Origin of the sequence: Rufibacter hautae (assembly GCF_008271695.1) — a bacterium.
Taxonomy (GTDB): domain Bacteria; phylum Bacteroidota; class Bacteroidia; order Cytophagales; family Hymenobacteraceae; genus Nibribacter; species Nibribacter hautae.
Window position 1 is genome coordinate 46,819 of record NZ_VKKY01000004.1, and the last position, 19,812, is coordinate 66,630.

Annotated in this window: 19 protein-coding genes; 3 read left to right on the plus strand and 16 right to left on the minus strand. The window is 47.6% G+C overall.

The window, feature by feature from the left end; translation table 11 throughout:
* Positions 1-43 precede the first annotated feature (43 nt).
* The gene (locus FOA19_RS22890; RefSeq protein ID WP_149093209.1) at positions 44-925 is read left to right on the plus strand and encodes a nucleotidyl transferase AbiEii/AbiGii toxin family protein; all 882 of its coding nucleotides are present in this window, start codon (positions 44-46) and stop codon (positions 923-925) included.
* Here the strand turns inward: FOA19_RS22890 and FOA19_RS22895 are convergent.
* A complete protein-coding gene (locus FOA19_RS22895) occupies positions 912-1,778 on the minus strand; it encodes a type IV toxin-antitoxin system AbiEi family antitoxin domain-containing protein (protein WP_149093210.1) in 867 nt (288 codons plus the stop codon). The genes FOA19_RS22890 and FOA19_RS22895 overlap by 14 nt on opposite strands.
* A 325-nt stretch (positions 1,779-2,103) precedes the next feature.
* Positions 2,104-2,820: a recombinase family protein gene (locus FOA19_RS22900; protein ID WP_149093211.1), complete on the minus strand. Its 717-nt coding sequence runs from the start codon at positions 2,818-2,820 to the stop codon at positions 2,104-2,106.
* Positions 2,821-3,219: 399 nt separating this feature from the next.
* Here FOA19_RS22900 and FOA19_RS22905 point away from each other — a divergent pair, with 399 nt between their 5' ends.
* Complete coding sequence (locus tag FOA19_RS22905) at positions 3,220-5,487, plus strand: heavy metal translocating P-type ATPase (protein WP_223809029.1); 2,268 nt, start codon at positions 3,220-3,222, stop codon at positions 5,485-5,487.
* 70 nt (positions 5,488-5,557) lie between these two features.
* Here the strand turns inward: FOA19_RS22905 and FOA19_RS22910 are convergent, their stop codons facing one another.
* The 5 genes from FOA19_RS22910 to FOA19_RS22930 all read right to left on the minus strand — a co-directional run bounded on the left by FOA19_RS22910 (position 5,558) and on the right by FOA19_RS22930 (position 9,486).
* Positions 5,558-7,657: a copper-translocating P-type ATPase gene (locus FOA19_RS22910; RefSeq protein WP_149093212.1), complete on the minus strand. Its 2,100-nt coding sequence runs from the start codon at positions 7,655-7,657 to the stop codon at positions 5,558-5,560.
* A gap of 78 nt (positions 7,658-7,735) precedes the next feature.
* On the minus strand, positions 7,736-7,945 hold the full coding sequence (locus FOA19_RS22915; RefSeq protein ID WP_149093213.1) for a heavy-metal-associated domain-containing protein: 210 nt from the start codon (positions 7,943-7,945) through the stop codon (positions 7,736-7,738).
* A 209-nt stretch (positions 7,946-8,154) separates the two neighbouring features.
* Positions 8,155-8,784, minus strand: a complete 630-nt coding sequence (locus tag FOA19_RS22920) for a DUF305 domain-containing protein (RefSeq protein WP_149093214.1) — start codon at positions 8,782-8,784, stop codon at positions 8,155-8,157.
* Positions 8,785-8,816: 32 nt separating this feature from the next.
* Entirely contained in the window at positions 8,817-9,107 is a 291-nt protein-coding gene (locus FOA19_RS23620; RefSeq protein ID WP_149093215.1) for a DUF6122 family protein, read from the minus strand.
* A 43-nt stretch (positions 9,108-9,150) separates the two neighbouring features.
* On the minus strand, positions 9,151-9,486 hold the full coding sequence (locus FOA19_RS22930) for a four-helix bundle copper-binding protein (RefSeq protein ID WP_149093216.1): 336 nt from the start codon (positions 9,484-9,486) through the stop codon (positions 9,151-9,153).
* A 348-nt stretch (positions 9,487-9,834) separates the two neighbouring features.
* Between FOA19_RS22930 and FOA19_RS22935 the strand changes: the two genes are divergently transcribed.
* Positions 9,835-10,503, plus strand: coding sequence for a DUF305 domain-containing protein (locus FOA19_RS22935; RefSeq protein ID WP_149093217.1), 669 nt, complete (start codon positions 9,835-9,837; stop codon positions 10,501-10,503).
* Between the two features lie 169 nt (positions 10,504-10,672).
* Here the strand turns inward: FOA19_RS22935 and FOA19_RS22940 are convergent, their stop codons facing one another.
* The 9 genes from FOA19_RS22940 to FOA19_RS23655 form a co-directional block, all read right to left on the minus strand.
* Complete coding sequence (locus FOA19_RS22940) at positions 10,673-11,266, minus strand: helix-turn-helix domain-containing protein (protein ID WP_223809030.1); 594 nt, start codon at positions 11,264-11,266, stop codon at positions 10,673-10,675.
* Positions 11,267-11,362: 96 nt separating this feature from the next.
* Positions 11,363-11,992, minus strand: coding sequence for a DUF2911 domain-containing protein (locus tag FOA19_RS22945; protein ID WP_149093218.1), 630 nt, complete (start codon positions 11,990-11,992; stop codon positions 11,363-11,365).
* Positions 11,993-12,026: 34 nt separating this feature from the next.
* Positions 12,027-12,716 carry a hypothetical protein gene (locus tag FOA19_RS22950; RefSeq protein WP_148041282.1) on the minus strand — a complete coding sequence of 230 codons (690 nt, stop codon included), beginning with the start codon at positions 12,714-12,716 and terminating at the stop codon, positions 12,027-12,029.
* A 46-nt stretch (positions 12,717-12,762) separates the two neighbouring features.
* Positions 12,763-13,842, minus strand: coding sequence for a YncE family protein (locus tag FOA19_RS22955; RefSeq protein WP_223809031.1), 1,080 nt, complete (start codon positions 13,840-13,842; stop codon positions 12,763-12,765).
* Between the two features lie 96 nt (positions 13,843-13,938).
* Positions 13,939-15,228, minus strand: a complete 1,290-nt coding sequence (locus FOA19_RS22960) for an efflux RND transporter periplasmic adaptor subunit (RefSeq protein ID WP_149093219.1) — start codon at positions 15,226-15,228, stop codon at positions 13,939-13,941.
* Positions 15,229-15,254: 26 nt separating this feature from the next.
* Positions 15,255-16,595, minus strand: a complete 1,341-nt coding sequence (locus FOA19_RS22965; protein WP_149093220.1) for an efflux RND transporter periplasmic adaptor subunit — start codon at positions 16,593-16,595, stop codon at positions 15,255-15,257.
* On the minus strand, positions 16,573-17,844 hold the full coding sequence (locus FOA19_RS22970) for a TolC family protein (protein WP_149093221.1): 1,272 nt from the start codon (positions 17,842-17,844) through the stop codon (positions 16,573-16,575). Before FOA19_RS22970 ends, FOA19_RS22965 begins: the two co-directional genes overlap by 23 nt.
* Complete coding sequence (locus FOA19_RS22975; protein ID WP_149093222.1) at positions 17,828-19,720, minus strand: efflux RND transporter permease subunit; 1,893 nt, start codon at positions 19,718-19,720, stop codon at positions 17,828-17,830. Before FOA19_RS22975 ends, FOA19_RS22970 begins: the two co-directional genes overlap by 17 nt.
* Complete coding sequence (locus FOA19_RS23655; RefSeq protein WP_317132067.1) at positions 19,713-19,796, minus strand: hypothetical protein; 84 nt, start codon at positions 19,794-19,796, stop codon at positions 19,713-19,715. The genes FOA19_RS22975 and FOA19_RS23655 overlap by 8 nt, the downstream gene beginning before the upstream one ends.
* Between the last annotated feature and the right edge of the window lie 16 nt (positions 19,797-19,812).

The following is a 19,812-nucleotide window of genomic DNA, read 5'->3' on the forward strand; positions in this document are numbered from 1 at the left end:
TGCGCTGATAATATTGTACTTTCGTTATAAATATATTTCGCTGATGAATATTGAGTTAATCAACAGAATCAAACGTTTGGCTATCATTGCCCTGGCTTCAGACGATGAATTAATAGAAAGCATTGTTCTGAAAGGCGGTAATGCCATTGATATCGTGTACCATGACAGCAGTTCTATCTCCAGAACTTCCTATGACCTGGACTTCTCCATTGACCACGGTGATTTTGAAGAAGAAGAGGGAATCATCAGCAAGCGGATAGAAAGCACCTTGGTGAAGACCTTCGCGGAAAATGGAATGGTTGTTTTTGATTATACTTTTCTCCCTAGGCCCAAAGTCGTGAAGGAAGCAGTGGCGGATTTCTGGGGAGGCTACCAAGTTACGTTCAAGGTGCTGGACCAGAAGACTTACGATGCCCATCAGGGAAATTTGGAGCACCAGCGGCGAATCGCTGTTCCGTTGAACGCAGGACGCTCCACTACTTTTGAGTTGGAGTTCAGCAAGTTCGAGTATGTCGCAAAAAAGGCCCAGACGAAGGTGGACGGCTATACGATTTATGTCTATACACCGGAAATGATTGTCTTTGAGAAGCTGCGGGCCATTTGCCAGCAATTACCGCAGTATTCTGATATTATAAAATCCCGTACTGCCCGCGCCAGGGCACGCGACTTTTATGATATTCACCTGATTATGGAATCGCATGGAATTGATGCGACCACCGAGGAAAACAAAGAACTGATTGCGAATATTTTCGAGGCCAAGCGTGTACCTCTGTCTTTTATACAGGAGATAGCCAATCACAAAGCCATCCATAAAGATAACTGGGAAAGCGTGAAAGATACTGTGGCTCGTTCGGAGGAGTTGGAGAGCTTCGATTTTTACTTTGACTACGTAGTCAACACGTTTCAAGGGATTACATTCCCTTAGGGAAATACAGCTGCCAGTCCTCCGAGAAATCTTTTTCCTCCATATCATAGGTCAGGTAGAACCGGAACTCTTTCTTCCGGCTGCGCAACTCCTCCAGTTTCTTGCCGGAATAGCCTGTACGTTCCAGGTAAAACCCAACAGCCTGGTGGTAAGGATAAATGAAATCCATGTTATCTAATGTGGCAACCAGTTTATTCAGGGAAATGCTGGGCAGGGCGTTCTGGTAGGCCTCCAATACCGAATACACCCCACCGGCGTAGCTTGGGCGTACAGTAATATCAATCAGGGTACGCTCCAGGCTGGTTACCGGTACATTCTCTATAGAATGAACCCCGGTTCTGCCCGTGTGCATGCCATTAAGAATGAGAAAGGAGTAATCACCATACACGGCTTCGGTGACTGCTTTCCGTTGCGGCTTGGAGAAAGCCGCATCAATGGCCTCCTGTTTCAGTTGGCGATTGCCGTCTGGTTTCTTGCTTTGCTCGAAGGTGACATAAATGGTTTTGGGCACCTGCGTGGTCAGCCCATTCAGGAACATCGCCGTGTAATGGGACAGGTAAGACTTGTTAATCAAAGAGGCCGCTATCTCCAGCTCATTCGCATCCTCGGTGATATACCGCTCCTTCTTATTTATGTAGCCGTCAAAAAGGATTTCAATCTTGGTTAGGATTCCCCTCTTCTGCAGCTGCTCAATAAACCTGAGGTCAGTGGTGGTCACCGGTAGGTTCCAGGCCGTTTTCCTTTCCTCAAAGATTCCACCAAGTTGTTCTCGGGAGAAGACTTTTCGGGGATTCTGTTTGAAGAAAGACTTAATACTACTTTCAGCAATAACAAAGCGGGACTTACTTGGCATAACCGTGTCGAAAGTTTGTCAGACGGAAAGTATATATACTTTCCGTAAAGTTAATACTTTGGAAGGATACATGCAATAGGTGGCCAGTAATTATTGAAGAAGAGGAAGAGAATTTAATAGAAGCATGGAGTATATAAAGTATATATACTTTATATACGCAAAGTTAAACGTTTTGTCTGACAAAAGCAAGTGAAAGATATAGCGTATTAACTAAATTGGATGGGCAGTTGGAGGAATAGGGAACAATGTAATCTCACATGCGTAAAGTATATATACTTTACGCAAAGTTAAAGGTATTTCCCCGTAAAGTCAAGAGATTATCATTCTACATGTAATCAGTAGAGGTAATCTCATTTTTGCTTTCAGAGCAATAGCGGTTAAAAATTCGCTGTACCTGGGTTGCCTGGAACTCCCCTCCTCTGCTTGCCTTGAAACCGGATTGGTTTAGTTTCAAGGCAATGGCCAGCCAAGTCAGTCTTTGCTCCCGATAAAGACGGATTAGCTCGGCTGCCCTCCTGTTATTGTCATTGGCGGCTGCTTTCTTTTTAATGGCCTCCACGCCGAGTTCCCGGCCGGTTTCCGTCAGGTTCTCCAGATTACCTAATTCCCTACCGCGCGCTTTCAGTGCCTGTAGTGCCACCTTGGTGCGCTTGCTGATTTGCTCCCGCTCGTGTTGGGCCATGGTTCCCCAGATACCGATGTTGAGCGTGTTCATCTCGGGGATGTCCAGGCAGAGCCAGTTAATGTTGTTTTTTTCCACCCGTTTTTTCAGTTGGAACAGAAAGGCCACTTCCCTGCTCAATCGGTCCAGCTTTGCAATTATTAAAGTAGCGCTTTGCTTTTTGGCCGCTAGTATCGCCTGCTCCAGGAGTGGGCGGTCATCGTTCTTTCCCGATTCGTGCTCCGTGAATTCCTGGATGATTCCGTCCGGGTTTTTGGTGAAGGAGATAACGGCGGCGCGCTGGGCCTCCAGACCCAGACCACTCCTGCCCTGCTTGGCGGTCGATACTCGGTAGTAGGCGATGTACTTCTGATACTCCATATATATAAGAGTGACGGCTGGAATTTTCGGGTGTTGTTTTGCAATTGCAAAAGTCAGTAAACTTTTTTCCCTACCGCCCCATTTTCTATTTTTTGCTAAGGTACCCCCTATTTTACAAATCAGCAACGAACGTTCCTGATTTGTAAAATAGGAGGAGAATGTATATTGTTTTAATAATTATGTTAAATAAATTTATGAAGCGTGCTTTTCTCTTTAACCTCTTTCTGTTCCAATTTCCCGTCCACTCCTTATATATAGGTGTAGGTTGTGGTAGATAGGCTAGGGGATTAGGTTGTTTGTCTGGTGCCGCAAAAACATATTACTCTTTTCCTAAATTCTATAACGACTTCATCTTAAGTCGGCCGTAAATTTGATATGAAGAAATAATGATACAACTAAATGGTAAAAGATATAAAAGCCCCCCAAGCACCGGTTTTGGCTTCAGAGGGACTGGCTTCACAGGTTTCCATGCCAGTTACCGGCATGACCTGTGCAGCTTGTGCGGTTAGTGTGGAATTCATGGTTGCCAGCACGCCGGGCGTTACCCAGGCCAACGTCAACTTTGCGACCCAGACTTTACAGGTGACCTATCATCCGGAGAAGGTACAGGTAACGGATATGCAAAAGGCGCTTCAATCGGTCGGGTATGACTTGATAATAGACACTGAAAACGCCCAGGAAATCCAAGAGCAAACCCAGCAGAGCCATTACCGGGAGCTCAAGAGAAAAACCATATTAGCAGGCCTGCTTACGCTGCCTGTGGTGGTCATCGGGATGTTCTTTATGGAGATGCCTTATGGCAATTGGATAATGATGGCTTTAAGCGCCCCGGTTCTAGTTGTATTTGGACGCAACTTCTTTGTTAATGCCTTCAAGCAAGCCCGCCATGGCAAGGCCAACATGGATACGCTGGTAGCTCTAAGTACCGGCACTGCCTTTGCTTTTAGTGTTTTTAATACAGTAAACCCCGGTTTTTGGCATGTGCGGAACTTACATCCCCACGTATATTTCGAGGCAGCTGCGGTTGTCATTGTTTTTATCATGCTGGGCAAATTGCTGGAAGAGCGGGCAAAATCCAGTACCTCCTCAGCGATAAAAAAACTGATTGGATTGCAGCCTAAAACAGTTTGGCTTGTTGAGGGAGACCAGGAACGCGAAGTGCCCATTTCAACTATTCAGAAAGGAAATGTTCTTCTCGTGCGTTCCGGCGAAAAAGTACCGGTAGACGGTGAAGTTTCCTCTGGTTCTTCTTATGTTGACGAATCGATGATAAGCGGGGAGCCGGTGCCTGTTTCCAAAAGAATGGGAGACAAAGTGTTTGCCGGAACAATTAACCAAAAAGGCAGCTTTCGGTTTACGGCTGAGAAGGTGGGCAGTGAGACACTTTTAGCTCAAATCATCAAATTAGTACAGGATGCCCAGGGTTCTAAAGCCCCGGTGCAGAAATTAGTCGATAAAATAGCCGGGATTTTCGTACCCGTTGTGTTTGTTTTTGCTCTTGTCACTTTGGTTGCTTGGCTGGTTTTAGGCGGTGATAACGGACTTTCACAAGGATTACTGGCTTTCGTAACGGTGTTGGTTATTGCCTGCCCCTGCGCATTGGGTCTAGCCACCCCCACAGCTATTATGGTAGGAGTAGGGAAGGGAGCCGAACATGGTATCCTGATAAAAGATGCCGAAAGCTTGGAACAGGCACACCGCCTGAATGCTCTCATTCTAGATAAAACCGGTACCATAACCGAAGGCAAGCCAGTAGTAACGAATGTTCTCTGGGCGGAAGAAGCCCGCCCACGTCAAAAAGAGCTGCAATCCGTGCTATTCTCCCTGGAGCAACTATCTGAGCATCCTTTAGCGGAAGCCGTAGCCCGCCACCTGCGGGATGGCGCTGTCCCATCTGTGGAGATAGATGGGTTCGATAGCGTAACCGGAAAAGGGGTGAAGGCAAGCTGGCAGGGACGCTTCTACTTAGTGGGCAGCCCTAAGTACATGGCTGCAGAGGAAATATCGGTTTCAAGTGACCTATCCAGTTTGGCCGAAAATTGGGCAGAGGCAGCTAAAACCGTGATTTATTTTGCGGAGGAGGGGAAAGCAGTGGCTATCTTGGCCATTGCCGACAAAGTGAAAGAGACATCGGCTAAGGCGATTGGATTACTGCAGCAAAGGGGAATCGAGGTTTATATGCTGACTGGTGATAATGCCCGAACGGCGGCTTCAGTTGCCCGGCAGGTGGGGATTCAGCATTTCCAAGCCGAGGTAATGCCAAGCGAGAAGGCTGATTTTGTAAAGCTTCTTCAAAGCCAAGGCAAAGTCGTAGGGATGGTAGGGGACGGGATTAATGACTCTCAGGCACTGGCGCAGGCAGATGTAAGCATCGCAATGGGGAAAGGTTCGGATATAGCCATTGATGTAGCCAAGATGACTCTCATTACCTCTGATTTGCAATTGTTACCGAAGGCCCTGAAGTTATCTAAGTTAACCGTGAAAGCCATCCGGCAAAATTTATTCTGGGCTTTTATCTATAACCTCGTTGGCATTCCGATTGCAGCTGGCGTGCTCTATCCGTTCTATGGATTCTTATTGGACCCTATGATTGCCGGGGCAGCGATGGCGCTGAGTTCGGTATCAGTAGTTGCTAACAGCCTGCGTTTGAAAGCACAGCAGCTATAATTTTATAATGCGTTTTCCAATTGTAAAAGCCTAGTGCTTGTCAGACCGGCAGACATTAGGCTTTTAAATCTTATTGGCTTTTGATTTGACTCCGTAACAATTGGGCGTTAATTGCAACAATAACTGTGCTCATACTCATCAATGCGGCTCCAATGGCTGGTGATACCATGATTCCTTGGTTGTATAAAACACCTGCGGCCAAAGGCAGGGCTATGACATTATAGGCAGTGGCCCAGATGATATTCTGAATCATCTTGCGGTAGGTAGCCTTACCAAAGAGAATCAGAGAAGCAATATCCTTTGGGTTGCTGTTCACCAAGATAATATCAGCGGTTTCAGCGGCCACATCTGTTCCGGAGCCTACTGCAATGCCTACGTCTGCCTGCGCCAATGCAGGTGCATCATTTACCCCATCGCCGGTCATGGCCACAAATTCGCCTTTATCCTGTAATTCCTTTATCTTTTCCTGTTTTTGATGGGGCAGCACATTGGCTAGAAATCCATCCATTTTCAACGTGTCACTGACACTCTTTGCCACCCGGTCATTATCACCGGTGAGTAAAAGATTTTTAATGCCGTTTCTTTTCAGGATTTCAATTGCTTCCGCTGATTCCGGGCGTATTTGGTCTTTCAAGCTAATAAAGCCAGCTACCGTTCCATCTATCAATACATATACAACCGTTTCCACCTCTTCTTCCGCATCGCTTTCAGGAACCTGAATGCTAAACTCTTTAATGTAATTTGGGCCAACTACCTTTACTGATTTTCCTTCCACTGTCCCTTCCAGACCTTTTCCAGGTAGGTAATTAAATCCTTCGGCGGTAGGAATGGAGATACCTTCGGCCTTAACCCGTATTAGGATACCCTGAGAAATATAATGCTCTGAGTTTTGCTCCACCCCAGCTGCAAGCCGCAGCAACTCTTTTTCCGGGAAGGCGGGATTGAATGAAACAATGCGGGCCACTTGGTGGGAGCCTTGGGTAAGGGTTCCAGTTTTATCGAAGATAATCGTGGTTATCTTGCGGGAATTCTCAAAAGCCGTCCGGTTTCGTATAAGCAAGCCATTTTTAGCTGAAATTGCCGTAGAGATAGCAACTACCAAAGGTACCGCTAAGCCCAGTGCATGGGGGCAAGAAATTACCATCACGGTTACCATCCGCTCCAAGGCGAAAGCCAATTCAGCACCAATCAATAGCCAAACGGCAAAAGTAGTAAATCCGGAGAAAAGGGCAATGTAGGTCAGCCAGCGGGCTGCTTTGTCGGCGAGGTGCTGTGTATCGGATTTTGTTTTCTGTGCTTCCTGCACCAAGTTTATTACTTTATTCAAGTAACTCTCCTCCCCTGTGCCTTGCACTTTTACTTTCAGGGAGCCATTGCCATTTATTGAGCCCCCGATTACTTTGTCATCCTTACTCTTCTGTACAGGCTTGCTTTCGCCGGTGAGCATACTTTCATCTATGTAGCTTTCCCCTTCCTCAATAAACCCATCGGCCGGGACTTTCTCCCCAGGCTTTACAAGTATAAAATCGTTCTTTTGTAATGCATCAATCCTTATATTAATCGTTTCTCCTCCTCTTATGACATGCGCCTCAGAGGGCATAAGGCTTACTAATAACTCTAAAGCGCGGGAAGCCCCCAGAACAGATTTCATTTCTATCCAATGGCCCAATAGCATGATTACAATAAGGGTGGCCAGCTCCCAGAAAAAATCCATTCCCTCCAATCCGAAGACGATGGCGGTACTGTAGAGGTAAGCCACCGTTATTGCAATTGCAATCAAAGTCATCATGCCGGGAGCCCCCTTCTTCACCTCATCCCTGAGGCCTGTCAGGAATGGCCATCCCCCGTAAAAGAAGATGACAGAAGACAGGACAAAGGCGATATACATGCTGTAGGGTATTTCCAGCCGGTAACCCAAAATAACCTGTACCATCGGGCTAATGATGATTACCGGCACTGACAGCACAAGGGAAGCCCAAAACCTTTTCCGGAAATCATCAATCATCATGGCATGGTGGTCGTGACCGTGTTCTCCATGGCCAGAAGGATACTGTCCCTCATGAGGCATTGCTCGGTTGTGGGCATGTAAGGTCTTCTCGGCTAATTTATCTGCTGCTGCTGCCTTAGCAGGAGTCTCCTGGTGATGATGATGATGATGGGAGTGGTCCATGGTTTAAGCTTTTGGTTTCAATTGGTGGTAAAACAAAAAGGATAATCATATAGACTATCCTTTTTGTTTATCTGCTTACTAAAGCGGTTCTATTCTAAATCCAGCCTTTTCAATCGCTTCTATTACTTCTCCTTCATCTACTGTATTTCCTTCGACAGTTAAAATCTTATCAGGATTATTTGTGTCAACCTGCCACTTTTCAATACTCTTTTCCCCGTTCAGGAAAGGGGTAACGGTGGCTACACAGCCGCCGCATTTGATATTAGTTTTAAACTTTAGAGTTTCCATGATTGCAAAGATGTTTGTGTTAAAAATCAGAACCTGAAAGTTGCTACTTAAACCATGCACTTCCTTTAGAACAAAGATATTAAGTGAATCAGGGCGTTGTGTGATAGAATTCAGGTAAAGAGTTATAAGATTCCGTAGATTTAAGATGCTAAATAGCGTCTCAACCTAAAAGGATGAGACGCTATAACACAACACAACAAACTTAAACTTCAATATTGCTTATTCTTCAGTAGCCACTCTTGTAATTCCTTGATATCCATCATTTGGCTATCTATAATCTTCTGGGCCATTATTCTTATAATCGGACTGTTGCCATGCTCAATCACAGATTTTGCATTCTCCATTGCTGCTTGGTGGTGTGGAATCATCAACTGGGCAAAATCTTGGTCAGTATCCCCTGTGATTACCCGTAAATCACTTTCTCTACCCATTTTCTCCATTGATTCCATCACTTCCATATGAAACTCCATGTTCATTGGTTGGTCGGGTTGGTAAGAACTTAAAAATGCGTTGAATTCCTGAATTTCCTTTTCCTGCTCACTTTTTATTTTCTCGGCTATAGCCTTCATCTCAGAATTCTTGCCGTTTGCCAATTCCTCTATGGCCATGTTAATAGCACCCTGATGGTGCATAACCATCATTTTCGCAAAATCAACATCGGGGTCGCTGTTCATGGGCATCATTTCCATCTCCTCCATCATGGCGTGCATGATACCCATCATCTTGTTCTGGTCATGAGGCTGGATTTCTAAACCTTCGTCCTCATTGTCGCATGACACTAGTATAAAGGTGGTAAACAGCAATGCCAACCAGCGACGTGCGTAAATTCTATATTTCATTTTTACAGATGTTTATTTTAAATAGTGAAAAATTATAAGCAAGCTAAGTAGTCCAAGCACATATGAATCAGGAAACCTATAGCCAGTAGCCTTACTTTAGGTATGAAAACCAGGATACCATAAAGCGCAATAGCTGGATAGGTATGAAGAAAGTGAAAGCCAATGCTGCACCGTTCTGGGTCATAGATAGGAACCGCAAATAGATGGTCGATATCTAAAATAATACCCGCCGCCAACAGTAACCAGGTCTTCATCCAGTTGTTCCGGAAAAAGAGCCAGGCTACTCCAGCGGGTACCAATAAATGCAGTGCTATATGTAGCAAAGATTTCCGTTGTTAGGGGCTCTCTAAATATAAGAAGCCTACTTTATGCCTGAACCGCTGAGCGGCAGGCTTCCTCACACCGGCGGCAGGCTTCGGCACATTCCTGGCAATGCTGCATGTGAGCGTGTTTTGCGCATTCATCACCGCATGCTTTGCATATTTCGGCACATGCCTGTAGGAAAGACCTGGCTTCCGAAGAATTTCTAGCCAAAGCGCTGGCAGTTAATTTACAGATGTCGGCACAATCACGGTCTAGCCGAATACAGCCTTCCATCATTTTAACATCCTGTTCCTGTAAACAGGCATCGAAGCAATGGTCACACGAGGCAGCACATGCTGTCAAGGCTTGAATAACGGATTGAAATTGGGAATTATGCATAGTGAAAATAGTTAAGTTAAGAATTGCCTATTGAATTCTTATCGGTTTTACTCCAATATCTCTTCCGTGTTTTATACAATCCTTGATTAGACTTATAGAATTTAGTTACTATTTCCTTCTGTTCCCCATTTCTTTAATAATTATTATATAATTATGGAGCCGGTTTTTAATTAATCTGTCGATAAGATTACCACAAAGCATTTTTAGTTTCCTGAACACTATTTTCAGCTGTATAAGCATTTTCACAAGGCACTCTTCAAATAACTAGGGGTGAAGAGTGCCGTATAAACGTGTACTTATTAATGGCTATATAACTTCGTAATAACTTTTAGGACTTTAAATAATACTATGGAAACTAATTTGGCAAACCATAAATGGACATATATCTTTTTTTGCTTGTCCTTATTCTTGAGTGCATGTAATCAGGAATCTGGTCAATCGGAAAAGGCTTCTGGGAGCGAGAGGACGGAAGACCATAGCGCACATGATATGCAAGCGCCTAGCTCGAATACAATGATGGACCTCATGCACCAAAACATGACGGCTATGCATGAAGCTAAAATGACTGGTGATTTGGACCGGGATTTTGCCGCTTTGATGGCCCTTCATCATGAAGGAGCCCTTAAAATGGCCCAAGAAGAGGCTGAGAATGGGCAAGATACCATGCTGGTAAATATGGCTAAGAATACTTTGGCAACTCAAAAAGAGGAACAGGAACAACTGCAAAAGTATGCCGAAAGCCGTCAGTCTGCGGCCGGAGATACGGCTGCCTCCAGGAAACTCATGCAGTCAATGGAGGCAGCGATGGCCGATATGGACCATACTACTGCCGGTACCACCGACCAACATTTTGCCAAGCTAATGGGCATGCACCATCAAAGTGGAATTGACATGGCTAAGGCATATTTAGCCGGAGCCAAAGCACCAGAGATTAGAAAGATGGCGCAAAAAATTATCGATGAACAGCAAAATGAAAAGCAGAAGCTAGATAATTGGTTAGAACAGCACCCGCAGTAAGAATTCCCTCAAACCCGAACTTATAAATTCTTCAAATGGAAAGAGGCCTCTTAAAAGGGCCTCTTTCCATTTGAATTAGGCTCAAGTGCAGTTAAAAATCTTCCCCAGCGGTATCTAATATCTGTGCTGCTTTACTAAGAAAGAACATTTGAAGAATAAAACAAGAACTTCATTGGCTTACTGCATCAAGAGAATTCCTGCCATTTACTTGAAGTTTTTTGTATTCTGATGGAGTAAAGCCAGTCACGGCTTTGAATTGCTTGGAAAGATGGCTTAGGCTGCTGTAATGTAGTTTAGAGGCAATTTCTCCCAGAGATAATTCCTCATAGTCTAATTGTGCTTTGATATACTCTATCTTTTGAAGAATAATATACTTTTCGATGGTGATACCCTCCATTGAAGAAAACGCATGGCTCAGGGTGCTGTAATCTTTCCCAATGGTCTGGGCCAGGTAAGTTGAATAGTTAGACGTGATTTGTTCTTCCTTATAGTGAACTGCGTCAATAATCAAAGTTTTTATCTGCTCTACCAACTTTGCTTTCCTTTCTTCCAGCAATTCAAAACCATAATCACTTAAGAATTCTTTTACCTTTTCCTTCTCTGCAGGCTCTAATGGACGCTTCAAATCTACATAGCCCAGATAAACCTCAATTACCGGAATATTCAGAAGAGTTAACTGCTCTTTTATAATCCGGATGCAGCGAGGACACACCATGTTCTTGATGCATATGGTGGTTTTGGTGTCATAGGTTTGGAGTTCCATAATAATAAATTACACTATTGATAAACGTATATGAAGCTCGGGACTAGAGCTAAGGGAGCTTTATATACTTTAACTTTTAAAAGCAGATTGATGAGGTTAAATGGAAATAGGTATCGAGACAGTTAATTTCTCCCACCTCATAATAATACTCCCGTTTTTCTCTCCTTCGGGTTTAATCTCGTAGCGTAGGCGTTCCTGATGCTGACTGGTTTCAGGCTGTATCTGAAGCCTGATTACATCTTCCTTTTCAGAATACTCGTCTGCCAGATGCTGCTCCCACTTCTTATTCAATATCACCTTCCACTCTTGTTTACCAGGTATGGTAAACAAGGCATATTGACCAGCAGGTATTTTTTTGCCTTCTAGGATGATAGGGCCATCCGTCTGTAAACTAGTAGCGGAATGGGCTCCGGTCACCCATACTTGGTCATAAGGCACCAACCCACCCCATACAACCCGATTCCTGACGGCAGGCGAATGATAGTTTATCTGGAGGTTAACTGAGCCTATTTTCCCCAGAGCCACTGCCTTCAAACTCCCTTTGAGTGTGTCAGGCTCCAATTGTTCAGCTATGGTAACAGCATCCTCTGTTTTCGACTGAGGGGCGGTTGAGGTTGGTAGACTGTCTCTTTCTTGTACTCGCTCTGAGCTGGGACTCTGATTACAGAACATCAGGAAAAAGCTGAGGGAGGTGAGTAAAAAGCAGGAGGTGAATTTCTTTGCCATAATTGCTAATTAGATGACTTATTTGAAAATATAATTAGTGGTGTTGCTCCAGATATTTTCCTTGAGGCCCCACGCCCTCGATGTGAACAAGCTGGGCACCGTAATGTCCAGCCATACTAACCGCATAACCAGCGCCAATCAGAATGACGGCTGCCACCGCGATGCTCCATCGTTTCCCCTTAAACACCAGCACGCTCAAAATTTGGGCGAGCAGTCCTAACCCAGAAAGGTATATGGTGTATTCCGCGTATTTGTCGTGCTGCCCCAAAACGAGTTCAGCATGGGCGGAAAGCCCCGAAGTGTGCGGATGCGACCAGTAAGAGGAGGCATAGGCCGTGATGAAGCCCAACAGGACCATAATGGTCACCGCCCAGTTCAATTCTTTTTTCTGGAACAGGATATTCACAAATTGCATGGCCGCCGCAATCATAAGCAGCATGATGGGGAAGTGGACAATCAAAGGGTGAATGTGTGGAAAATCAGACAGGGACGCATGCACCTTTGCGGGATTGGCCATGTGGTCTGCATGCTCTTCCGGAGACACTTTACCTGAAGTGAGCGTATCATGGACAGTGGCACGTGCCTCTTTAAGAGTATCTACTTTGGCAGACTCTGCCTTCTTGCCATGTTTCTCTTTCCCGTGCGCCTGCGTTTCATTTGGAAACAAAAAATTGGTCAAAAGGAAAAAGCCCAAAAGGCAGATAAGAAGTTTTGATGGTTTCATTTGGGAAGATTAAGGTTGGGTTTAGTTTCTGAAAGTGGATTATTATTTATTGTCTTAGTACCAAGCCATTGGGCTTTTTCCCTACTGCAATGGAGCCCGTCACTTTATGGCCCGCGACTTGGATAATTGACACCGTTCCCGCTCCCTGGTTGGTGACATAGGCGGTGGCCCCGTCTTTGGAAAAGGCAATAGCATGGGCATCGGCACCGGTAGAGATGTCTCCTTGTCTGGTCCAAAGGCCGTTCACCTTTGTGTAGTAGACTACCTTTCCGTTGGTGGCATCGCTTACCCAAAGTTCCTGCTGGCCAGCATGGTAGGCGGCGTAGCCAGGCTTGAAGCCCAGTGGAATGGTTGCCGTCACTGAAGCAGTGCTTACCTGTATTTCTGAAACAGTCTGGTCAGCTTCATTGTCTGCATACATGTAACCATTGGTGGCGGGCCATGCACCAACAGGGTCTTTTCCTACGGGTATGGTAGCCAGAATAGATTTAGTGTCGGGGTGAATGACAGAGACCGTGGCATCCATGGTATTGGCGGCGAACACTCTGGTACCATCAGCTGAGAAAGTGACCTCAGACAATCCTTTGCCTACCGGAATGGTGTTTTTCAAAGTCCAGCTTCCCACATTGTATACCAGCACCTGGCTCTGGTGGTCATCTTCCTGTGAGACCCACAGCTCAGAGCCTTCTGCATTGAAGGCGGCGTTATGGGGCATTTTCGGCAGGATAATCTCCTTCTCAATCTTGCCAGTGTAGCTGCTGAGTACTATCACTTTCAAGCCACTCATCCCGTCCATACCTCCGCCCTCATGGCCTCCGCTCAGGTCGGTGCTGGTGATAGCCACCGCCAATCTGGTTTTATCTGGGCTCATGTTGATGTGGTGCGGAAACATGGCCCCGTTCAAGGTAAGATGGTCCTTGTGCGTAAGGTCATTCAGGTTGATGACGTCCACGTCATTGGATTCTCCGTTCACCACAAAAGCAGCCGGGTAGTCTATGTTCAGGTCCATGTCATCCATGTCCTCCTCCATGTCGTCCATGTCTGCCTCCGTATGGAAGTTACAGCCTGTGAACACCATAAGGCAGGCGAAGAATAGAACAAGTGAATAGCTATTGAATTTCTTCATGGTAATAGTTTATTAATGTGTCTGTTGCTATCTGTTTTAGCTTCATTTCTGGAAAACTGGCTAAAAACGGCTTTTCATTCAGGAACCATTAAGCAATTAATGTCCATGGCCCGCCATTGGGTCTGAGCCTTGCTTTAAAACATACTCACTATACAGCAAATAAGCCCCGGTTACTACCACGGTATCATTGGGTTGCAGGCCACTGGTGATAGCTACTTGGTTTTCGCTTTCCTCCCCTAGTTTCACCATCCTAGGGCTGAAGGTGTTCTCCCCGGTCTTCACCCAGACATGCGCTCCTTTCGAATCCCGGATAACAGCATCCAGTGGGAGGGTCAGAGCCTGCCGAACCGGCGCTGATAAGTTTATAGTCGCTTGGGTTCCGGGTATCAACCTTCCCTGGGGGTTGGGTACAGAGGCCCGGGCTATCACCACCTGACTGTTCTGCCGGAACTCTGGATTGATGAAGGAGATTTTAGTTTTGATAGGCGAAGCGCTTCCCGGCACACTAACTTCCACTAGGGTACCCACCTTCAATTGGTTGGCTTCCTGCGCGTACAGTTCGGCCTCCATCCAAATGGAATTGAAGCGGCTTATCCGGTACAGCGGGCTTCCTTCGGAAACATAAGTCCCTTCAGCGGCCGAAATCTCAGTGACCGTGCCTGAACCAGGTGCCACAAAAGTGATGCGAGCGTCCAGACGGCGGGTACGGGCAAGCCGGTTGACCTGGGCATTGGTAAGGCCTGTCAGTATCAGTTTTCTTTTAGCGGCGTCCAGAATAGAGGCGAACTGCCTCTCGCCAGGGAACGCTTTCACCTGGTCCAAGGCCAGCAGGTACTCTTGCTCCAAGGTGAGTAGGCTTTCGCTGTACAGGTCATAAAGGGGTTGCCCTTTCCTGATGGGTTGGCCGGTTTCTTTCACATACAGCCTTTCTATGCGGCCCGGGGCCCGGCTGCTGATGAGGTCTGCCTGCGTCTGGTCTACTACCAGCCTCCCAGTCAGTATGGTACTGCTGCCCACCTTTCCCTCCTGAATAGCCTTGGTGGTAATATTACCCAATTGGATTTGGTTGTCACTCAGCATTATGCTGGCCTCTGTAGTGCCAGTTTCCTGTTTCTTAACAGGTACTAGGTCCATGCCACAGATGGGGCATGGACCAGGCTTGTCCTGCACGATTTGTGGGTGCATGGGACAAGTGTAGGCACTGGCTGTTTTCTGCTCCTTTTTCTGCTTTTGGACCAAAACCAGGTCCATACCGCAAATAGGGCAAGAGCCTGGCTCTCCTTCAACAATCTGAGGGTGCATGGGGCAGGTATAACTTGCGTCCCCCTCTACGTGGGCGTGTTCGTCTGTCTTCGTGCAGGCTACCAGAAGGAAAGCTGCAATCATGACCATTATTAAACTTTTTATATGTCTCATCTATTCGTGTCGGCTACCCTTATAAAACTCTCACTGTCAACCAGGAACTGGGCATTGGCGGCAATCACATCCTCGGCTTTCAGACCTGACACAATCTCTGCCTGTCCATCGGCCCGTTGCCCAACCCGCACGCTGGCTGGCTTGAACACCCCGTTCACTTTCAGGAAGGCCACCGATTGGGTCCCTAAATCAAGCACGGCCTCTTTAGGTACCCACAAGGAGGAGCCGGTGCTGTAGGTGGTTCTCCCGGTGATGACTTGCCCAATTAAAATGGGGTTGCCACGCGCTGGAAGCAAGGCTCTCACCTGAGCGAAGTTTTCACCTGCGGCATATACCGGTTCTACCAAATGCACCGAAGACTGAATGGTTTCGTCTGGCAACTGGTTAAAGGAAATAGAAAGGGGAGTTCCTCTTTTCAGTTGGCTTGCCACATTGCTGGCCACGTTGAACTCCGCCCATACCTGGGAAGCGTCAATCACTTTGAGTAGCGATTGCCCTGTGGTCACATACATCCCTTCTCTGACAGCAAAACCCTGACTGTTGGTGATAGGCGATGCAGGTCCACTAGCTACGGTACCACTGGCGCTTCCGCCCCCCATGCCACCCATACCATCCCCGGAACCCGAGGAAGCGGTAGCAGGTACTGGGGATGCTGTAGGGGCTACCGTTACGGCAGGGTCCAAGACATAACCATTATAAGGGCTGTAGACTGAGAAGGTATAAGATTCCTTTCCTGAGCGGGCCACTTGGTTAATTTGTCCCTCGGTGGCACCCAGTAGGCGTAGCTTCTGGCGCGCACCTGAGATAAGGGCTGTATTGCTTGGGTCATTCTTAAGCAGATAGAGCAACTCTTTCTGAGCAGTTACCAATTCGGGGCTGTAGATGTCATACAGCTTTTGGCCTTTGCGTACCGGTTGGTAGTTGAACTGCACGTATAGTTTTTCAATGCGTCCGCCAAAGCGGGCCGGAATCACGTACTGCCTCCGGGTGTCATAGGTCACTACCCCAGATAGGGTGACTTCATTCTCCACCTGCTTCTGCATGGGCTGGGTAGTTCGGATGGAGGACACGACTATCTCATCGGCCGGCTGCAACAGATAATTCAAGTCCGTTGACACGGCTGCCGCGGGCGCACTCGCCGACTGTTTAGCCACCAGGTCCATCCCGCAGATAGGGCAGGAACCGGGCTTGTCCTGGACTATCTGCGGGTGCATGGGACAGGTATATTCCATGGCGTGGGCCGCTTCGCCTTCTGCTTTATCCTTACAGGCAGTCAAAGAGAAAGGCAGCAACAAAATCAGGAACCCAATCAGCTTATTTTTCCAGTTCTTTCTCATAGTTCACACCTATTAGGTAGAGTTGCTCCAAGTTGTTGAGGTATTCCATCTGGGCCATGTTCAGGGCCTCCCAGGCATCAATCACCTGTGGCAACTGCCCTGTGTTCTGCTCATAGCCTAGGAGCGTGGTTTCATAGTTGCGGCGCAGGGCCGGAATGATTTTTTTCTCGTAGTTCTGGACCTGGGTGCGCTTTGCCTGCAGTTCCAGAGCCATGCTGGCCACCATGTTGCGTGCTTCGTTCAAGAGATTCTCCCGGCCTTTCCGCATACCCTGTATCTCCAGGTTCATGGCGGTGGCATTGGCCTTGTACATTTTAGAGGACCAAGGCGCAATGGGAATAGAGACCATGCCCATCAGGGTGAACGACTGGGGCATCATCCTGTCACGGGGCATCATGTTCTCAAACCGTATCCCGAAATCTGGTTTGCGCTGCAGGTTCTCCAGCCGCAGGTTGAGCTGCATGGACTCAATGGTGCGGTCTATCTGACGGATGTCACTGCGGGCGGCACTTAGGGAACTGGTGTCTGGCAGCACCGCCAAGACTGTTGCCTGCACGGTGGTATCCACTGAAAACCTGTTCTCCGGAGGAAGGTTCATCAGCATGTTCAGCTGGATGTTCTTCATCTCAATTTCGCTGTCGGTCATGGTCAACATGTTCTCCACCTCGCCCAGACGGCCCTCGGCTTTATAGATGCTGCCCAAAGAACTCTGGTTAAAGGGATAGCGGACCTTGCTCAGCTTTAGCATGAACTGCATGATGCGCTGGCTCTCCAACAGCACTGACTTTTTCTTCTCCAGCACCACCCATTGGTAATAAGCGGTCTTAGCCTGCGCACGAAGCTGGTTGAACGTCATGCCCCGCCCCGCCTCCTCAATGGCGGCCTTGGAGAGTTGGTACTTTTCGCGGGCCTTCAATTTAGCCGGGTTGGTGATGTCCTGCTCCACTGAAGTCATGTACATGGCATCATCCTGTCCCCCCATTTCCTGCCCCTCCATGTTCATCTGGCCTGGATAGGGGTACATGAAAACCCCAGCCCCCACCATGGGCGCCATTTGGCTTCTTGCTCCCTTGGCCATGGCATTCTGCGCTTTCGCCCTGTATTCAAATTCCTGGAGCATAGGATTGTCCTTTAAAATCCGGTTTAGCACAGAATCCAGTGGCATCACAGGCAATTGTGCATGGGCTACAGTTCCCAGCAGCAGCAGCAGCAGCAGCACCGTTATGTATACTTTAATGTTTGACGTCATAAATCTCGATTTTGCCGTGTTTCCGGAGTTCATACTCTTTAGTCATTTCAAACACCACGGGGGTTACCAGCAGGATGTGGATGGAGGAAGTGAATACCCCACCGATGAGAGGCAATACTATGGGTAGCATCACATCGGTGCCTACCCCGGTGGCCCACAGAATGGGAATCAAGCCGAACAGCGACACCGAAACCGTCATAATCTTGGGCCGCAAACGCTTGGCCGCTCCTTGGAACACATATTCCCTTATATCCTGCTTGGTGATAGTCCCGCTGGAGTTGCCCTTCTTGGCCACTAATTCGTTCATGGCTTCGTTCAAGTACACAACCATCAACATACCCGTTTCTACCGCCATCCCAAACAGGGCAATGAAGCCCACCGCCACCGCTACCGACAGATTGATGCCGTAGAAGTACACTATGAACACCCCACCCACCAAGGCGAAAGGGATGGTGACTAGATTCAGCAAGGCTTCTTTGAAGGATTTGAAGGAGAAATACAGAATCAGGAAAATAATGAGGATGACTAGTGGGATGATGATTTTCAAGGTCTGGTTGGCCCGTATCTGGTTTTCCCACTGACCGCTCCACTCCAGATGGTAACCGTTGGGGATGCCCGTCACCTCCTGGTTAATGGTCTTAATTGCCTCCTGCACGGTGCTACCCAAGTCTCGGTCACGCACATTGAATAGGACGGCCCCACGCAGTTGTGCGTTCTCTGAGGCAATCATGGGTGGCCCGTCTACGAAGTTCACATCAGCCACCGCAGAGAGAGGCACAGTGCCGGCCGTACCAGACTGGATGGGAATGCGGCGAATGCGGTCTATGCTGTTGCGGTATTCCTGTGCCAGACGCACGTTGATGGAGAACCGCTGTCTGCCTTCTATGGTATTGCCAATACTTGCGCCGCCCAGAGCAGACTCCACTATACTGTTTACATCATTGACAGAAAGACCGTAGCGGCCTAAATCCTCTCGCCTTGTCTGAATCTCAAGATACCTGCCACCGGTCACCGGCTCTATGTACAGGTCCTTCACGCCTTCCACCCCTTGCAGGGCGTTTCTTACCTTCTCAGAGACTACTGCAATGGAATCCAGGCTCTGGCCATAGACCTTCACGCCCACGTCTGTCCTGATGCCGGTTGCCAGCATATTGATGCGGTTGATGATGGGTTGGGTCCAACCGTTGATGACACCCGGTATCTGCAGTTTCTGGTCCAACTCGGCTATGATTTTGGCTTTCGTCATGCCGTCCCGCCATTCGGACTGAGGTTTCAACTGAATGATGGTTTCAATCATGCTGATGGGCGAGTTGTCCGTAGCCGTGCTGGCCCTTCCGGCCTTGCCAAGTACCTGCTCCACCTCCGGTACCGACTTGATTATCTTGTCCTGCACTTGCAGAATGCGCTTGGCCTCTGCGTTGGAAATATCTGGCAAAGTCACCGGCATGAACAGAATGGAACTCTCGTCCAGTGGCGGCATGAACTCAGACCCCAGGCTCATCAGCATAGGGATGCTGACCAGCAAGGCCATCACATTAATGCCAATGGTGGTTTTCCGCCACTTCAGGCACCAGCGAAGAATTGGTGAGTACACACGCTCTAGTCCCCGATTGATAGGGTTGGCACTCTCCGGCTTGAACTTCCCCTTGAGCAAGAGAGAAAGCAGCACAGGAGTTACCGTGATGGCCACAAAGGCATCTACTATGAGGATAAAAGTCTTGGTCCACGCCAAGGGACTGAAAAGACGCCCTTCCTGCCCGGTCAGAAGGAACACCGGCAAGAAGGAGGTAATGATGATGATGGTGCTCCAGAACACGCTGGGCCCTACCTGCTTGGAGGCTTTTTCTATAATCGAAAGTCGTGTTTCCTTATTCATTTTCCTCAATTTGTTGGGCATCCGCTAGATGCCGGTAAGCATTCTCCACCATCACAATGGCATCATCCACAATCACCCCGATAGACAGGGCA

Coding starts and splice junctions, on each gene's coding strand:
- FOA19_RS22965 (WP_149093220.1), bottom strand. CDS start 16,595: ATGAGAAAGAACTGGAAAAATAAGCTGATTGGGTTCCTGATTTTGTTG.
- FOA19_RS22975 (WP_149093222.1), bottom strand. CDS start 19,720: ATGAATAAGGAAACACGACTTTCGATTATAGAAAAAGCCTCCAAGCAG.
- FOA19_RS22955 (WP_223809031.1), bottom strand. CDS start 13,842: ATGAAGAAATTCAATAGCTATTCACTTGTTCTATTCTTCGCCTGCCTT.
- FOA19_RS22950 (WP_148041282.1), bottom strand. CDS start 12,716: ATGAAACCATCAAAACTTCTTATCTGCCTTTTGGGCTTTTTCCTTTTG.
- FOA19_RS22935 (WP_149093217.1), top strand. CDS start 9,835: ATGGAAACTAATTTGGCAAACCATAAATGGACATATATCTTTTTTTGC.
- FOA19_RS22970 (WP_149093221.1), bottom strand. CDS start 17,844: ATGACGTCAAACATTAAAGTATACATAACGGTGCTGCTGCTGCTGCTG.
- FOA19_RS22960 (WP_149093219.1), bottom strand. CDS start 15,228: ATGATTGCAGCTTTCCTTCTGGTAGCCTGCACGAAGACAGACGAACAC.
- FOA19_RS22945 (WP_149093218.1), bottom strand. CDS start 11,992: ATGGCAAAGAAATTCACCTCCTGCTTTTTACTCACCTCCCTCAGCTTT.
- FOA19_RS22905 (WP_223809029.1), top strand. CDS start 3,220: ATGGTAAAAGATATAAAAGCCCCCCAAGCACCGGTTTTGGCTTCAGAG.
- FOA19_RS22930 (WP_149093216.1), bottom strand. CDS start 9,486: ATGCATAATTCCCAATTTCAATCCGTTATTCAAGCCTTGACAGCATGT.
- FOA19_RS22890 (WP_149093209.1), top strand. CDS start 44: ATGAATATTGAGTTAATCAACAGAATCAAACGTTTGGCTATCATTGCC.
- FOA19_RS22920 (WP_149093214.1), bottom strand. CDS start 8,784: ATGAAATATAGAATTTACGCACGTCGCTGGTTGGCATTGCTGTTTACC.
- FOA19_RS22900 (WP_149093211.1), bottom strand. CDS start 2,820: ATGGAGTATCAGAAGTACATCGCCTACTACCGAGTATCGACCGCCAAG.
- FOA19_RS22915 (WP_149093213.1), bottom strand. CDS start 7,945: ATGGAAACTCTAAAGTTTAAAACTAATATCAAATGCGGCGGCTGTGTA.
- FOA19_RS22895 (WP_149093210.1), bottom strand. CDS start 1,778: ATGCCAAGTAAGTCCCGCTTTGTTATTGCTGAAAGTAGTATTAAGTCT.
- FOA19_RS22940 (WP_223809030.1), bottom strand. CDS start 11,266: ATGGAACTCCAAACCTATGACACCAAAACCACCATATGCATCAAGAAC.
- FOA19_RS22910 (WP_149093212.1), bottom strand. CDS start 7,657: ATGGACCACTCCCATCATCATCATCATCACCAGGAGACTCCTGCTAAG.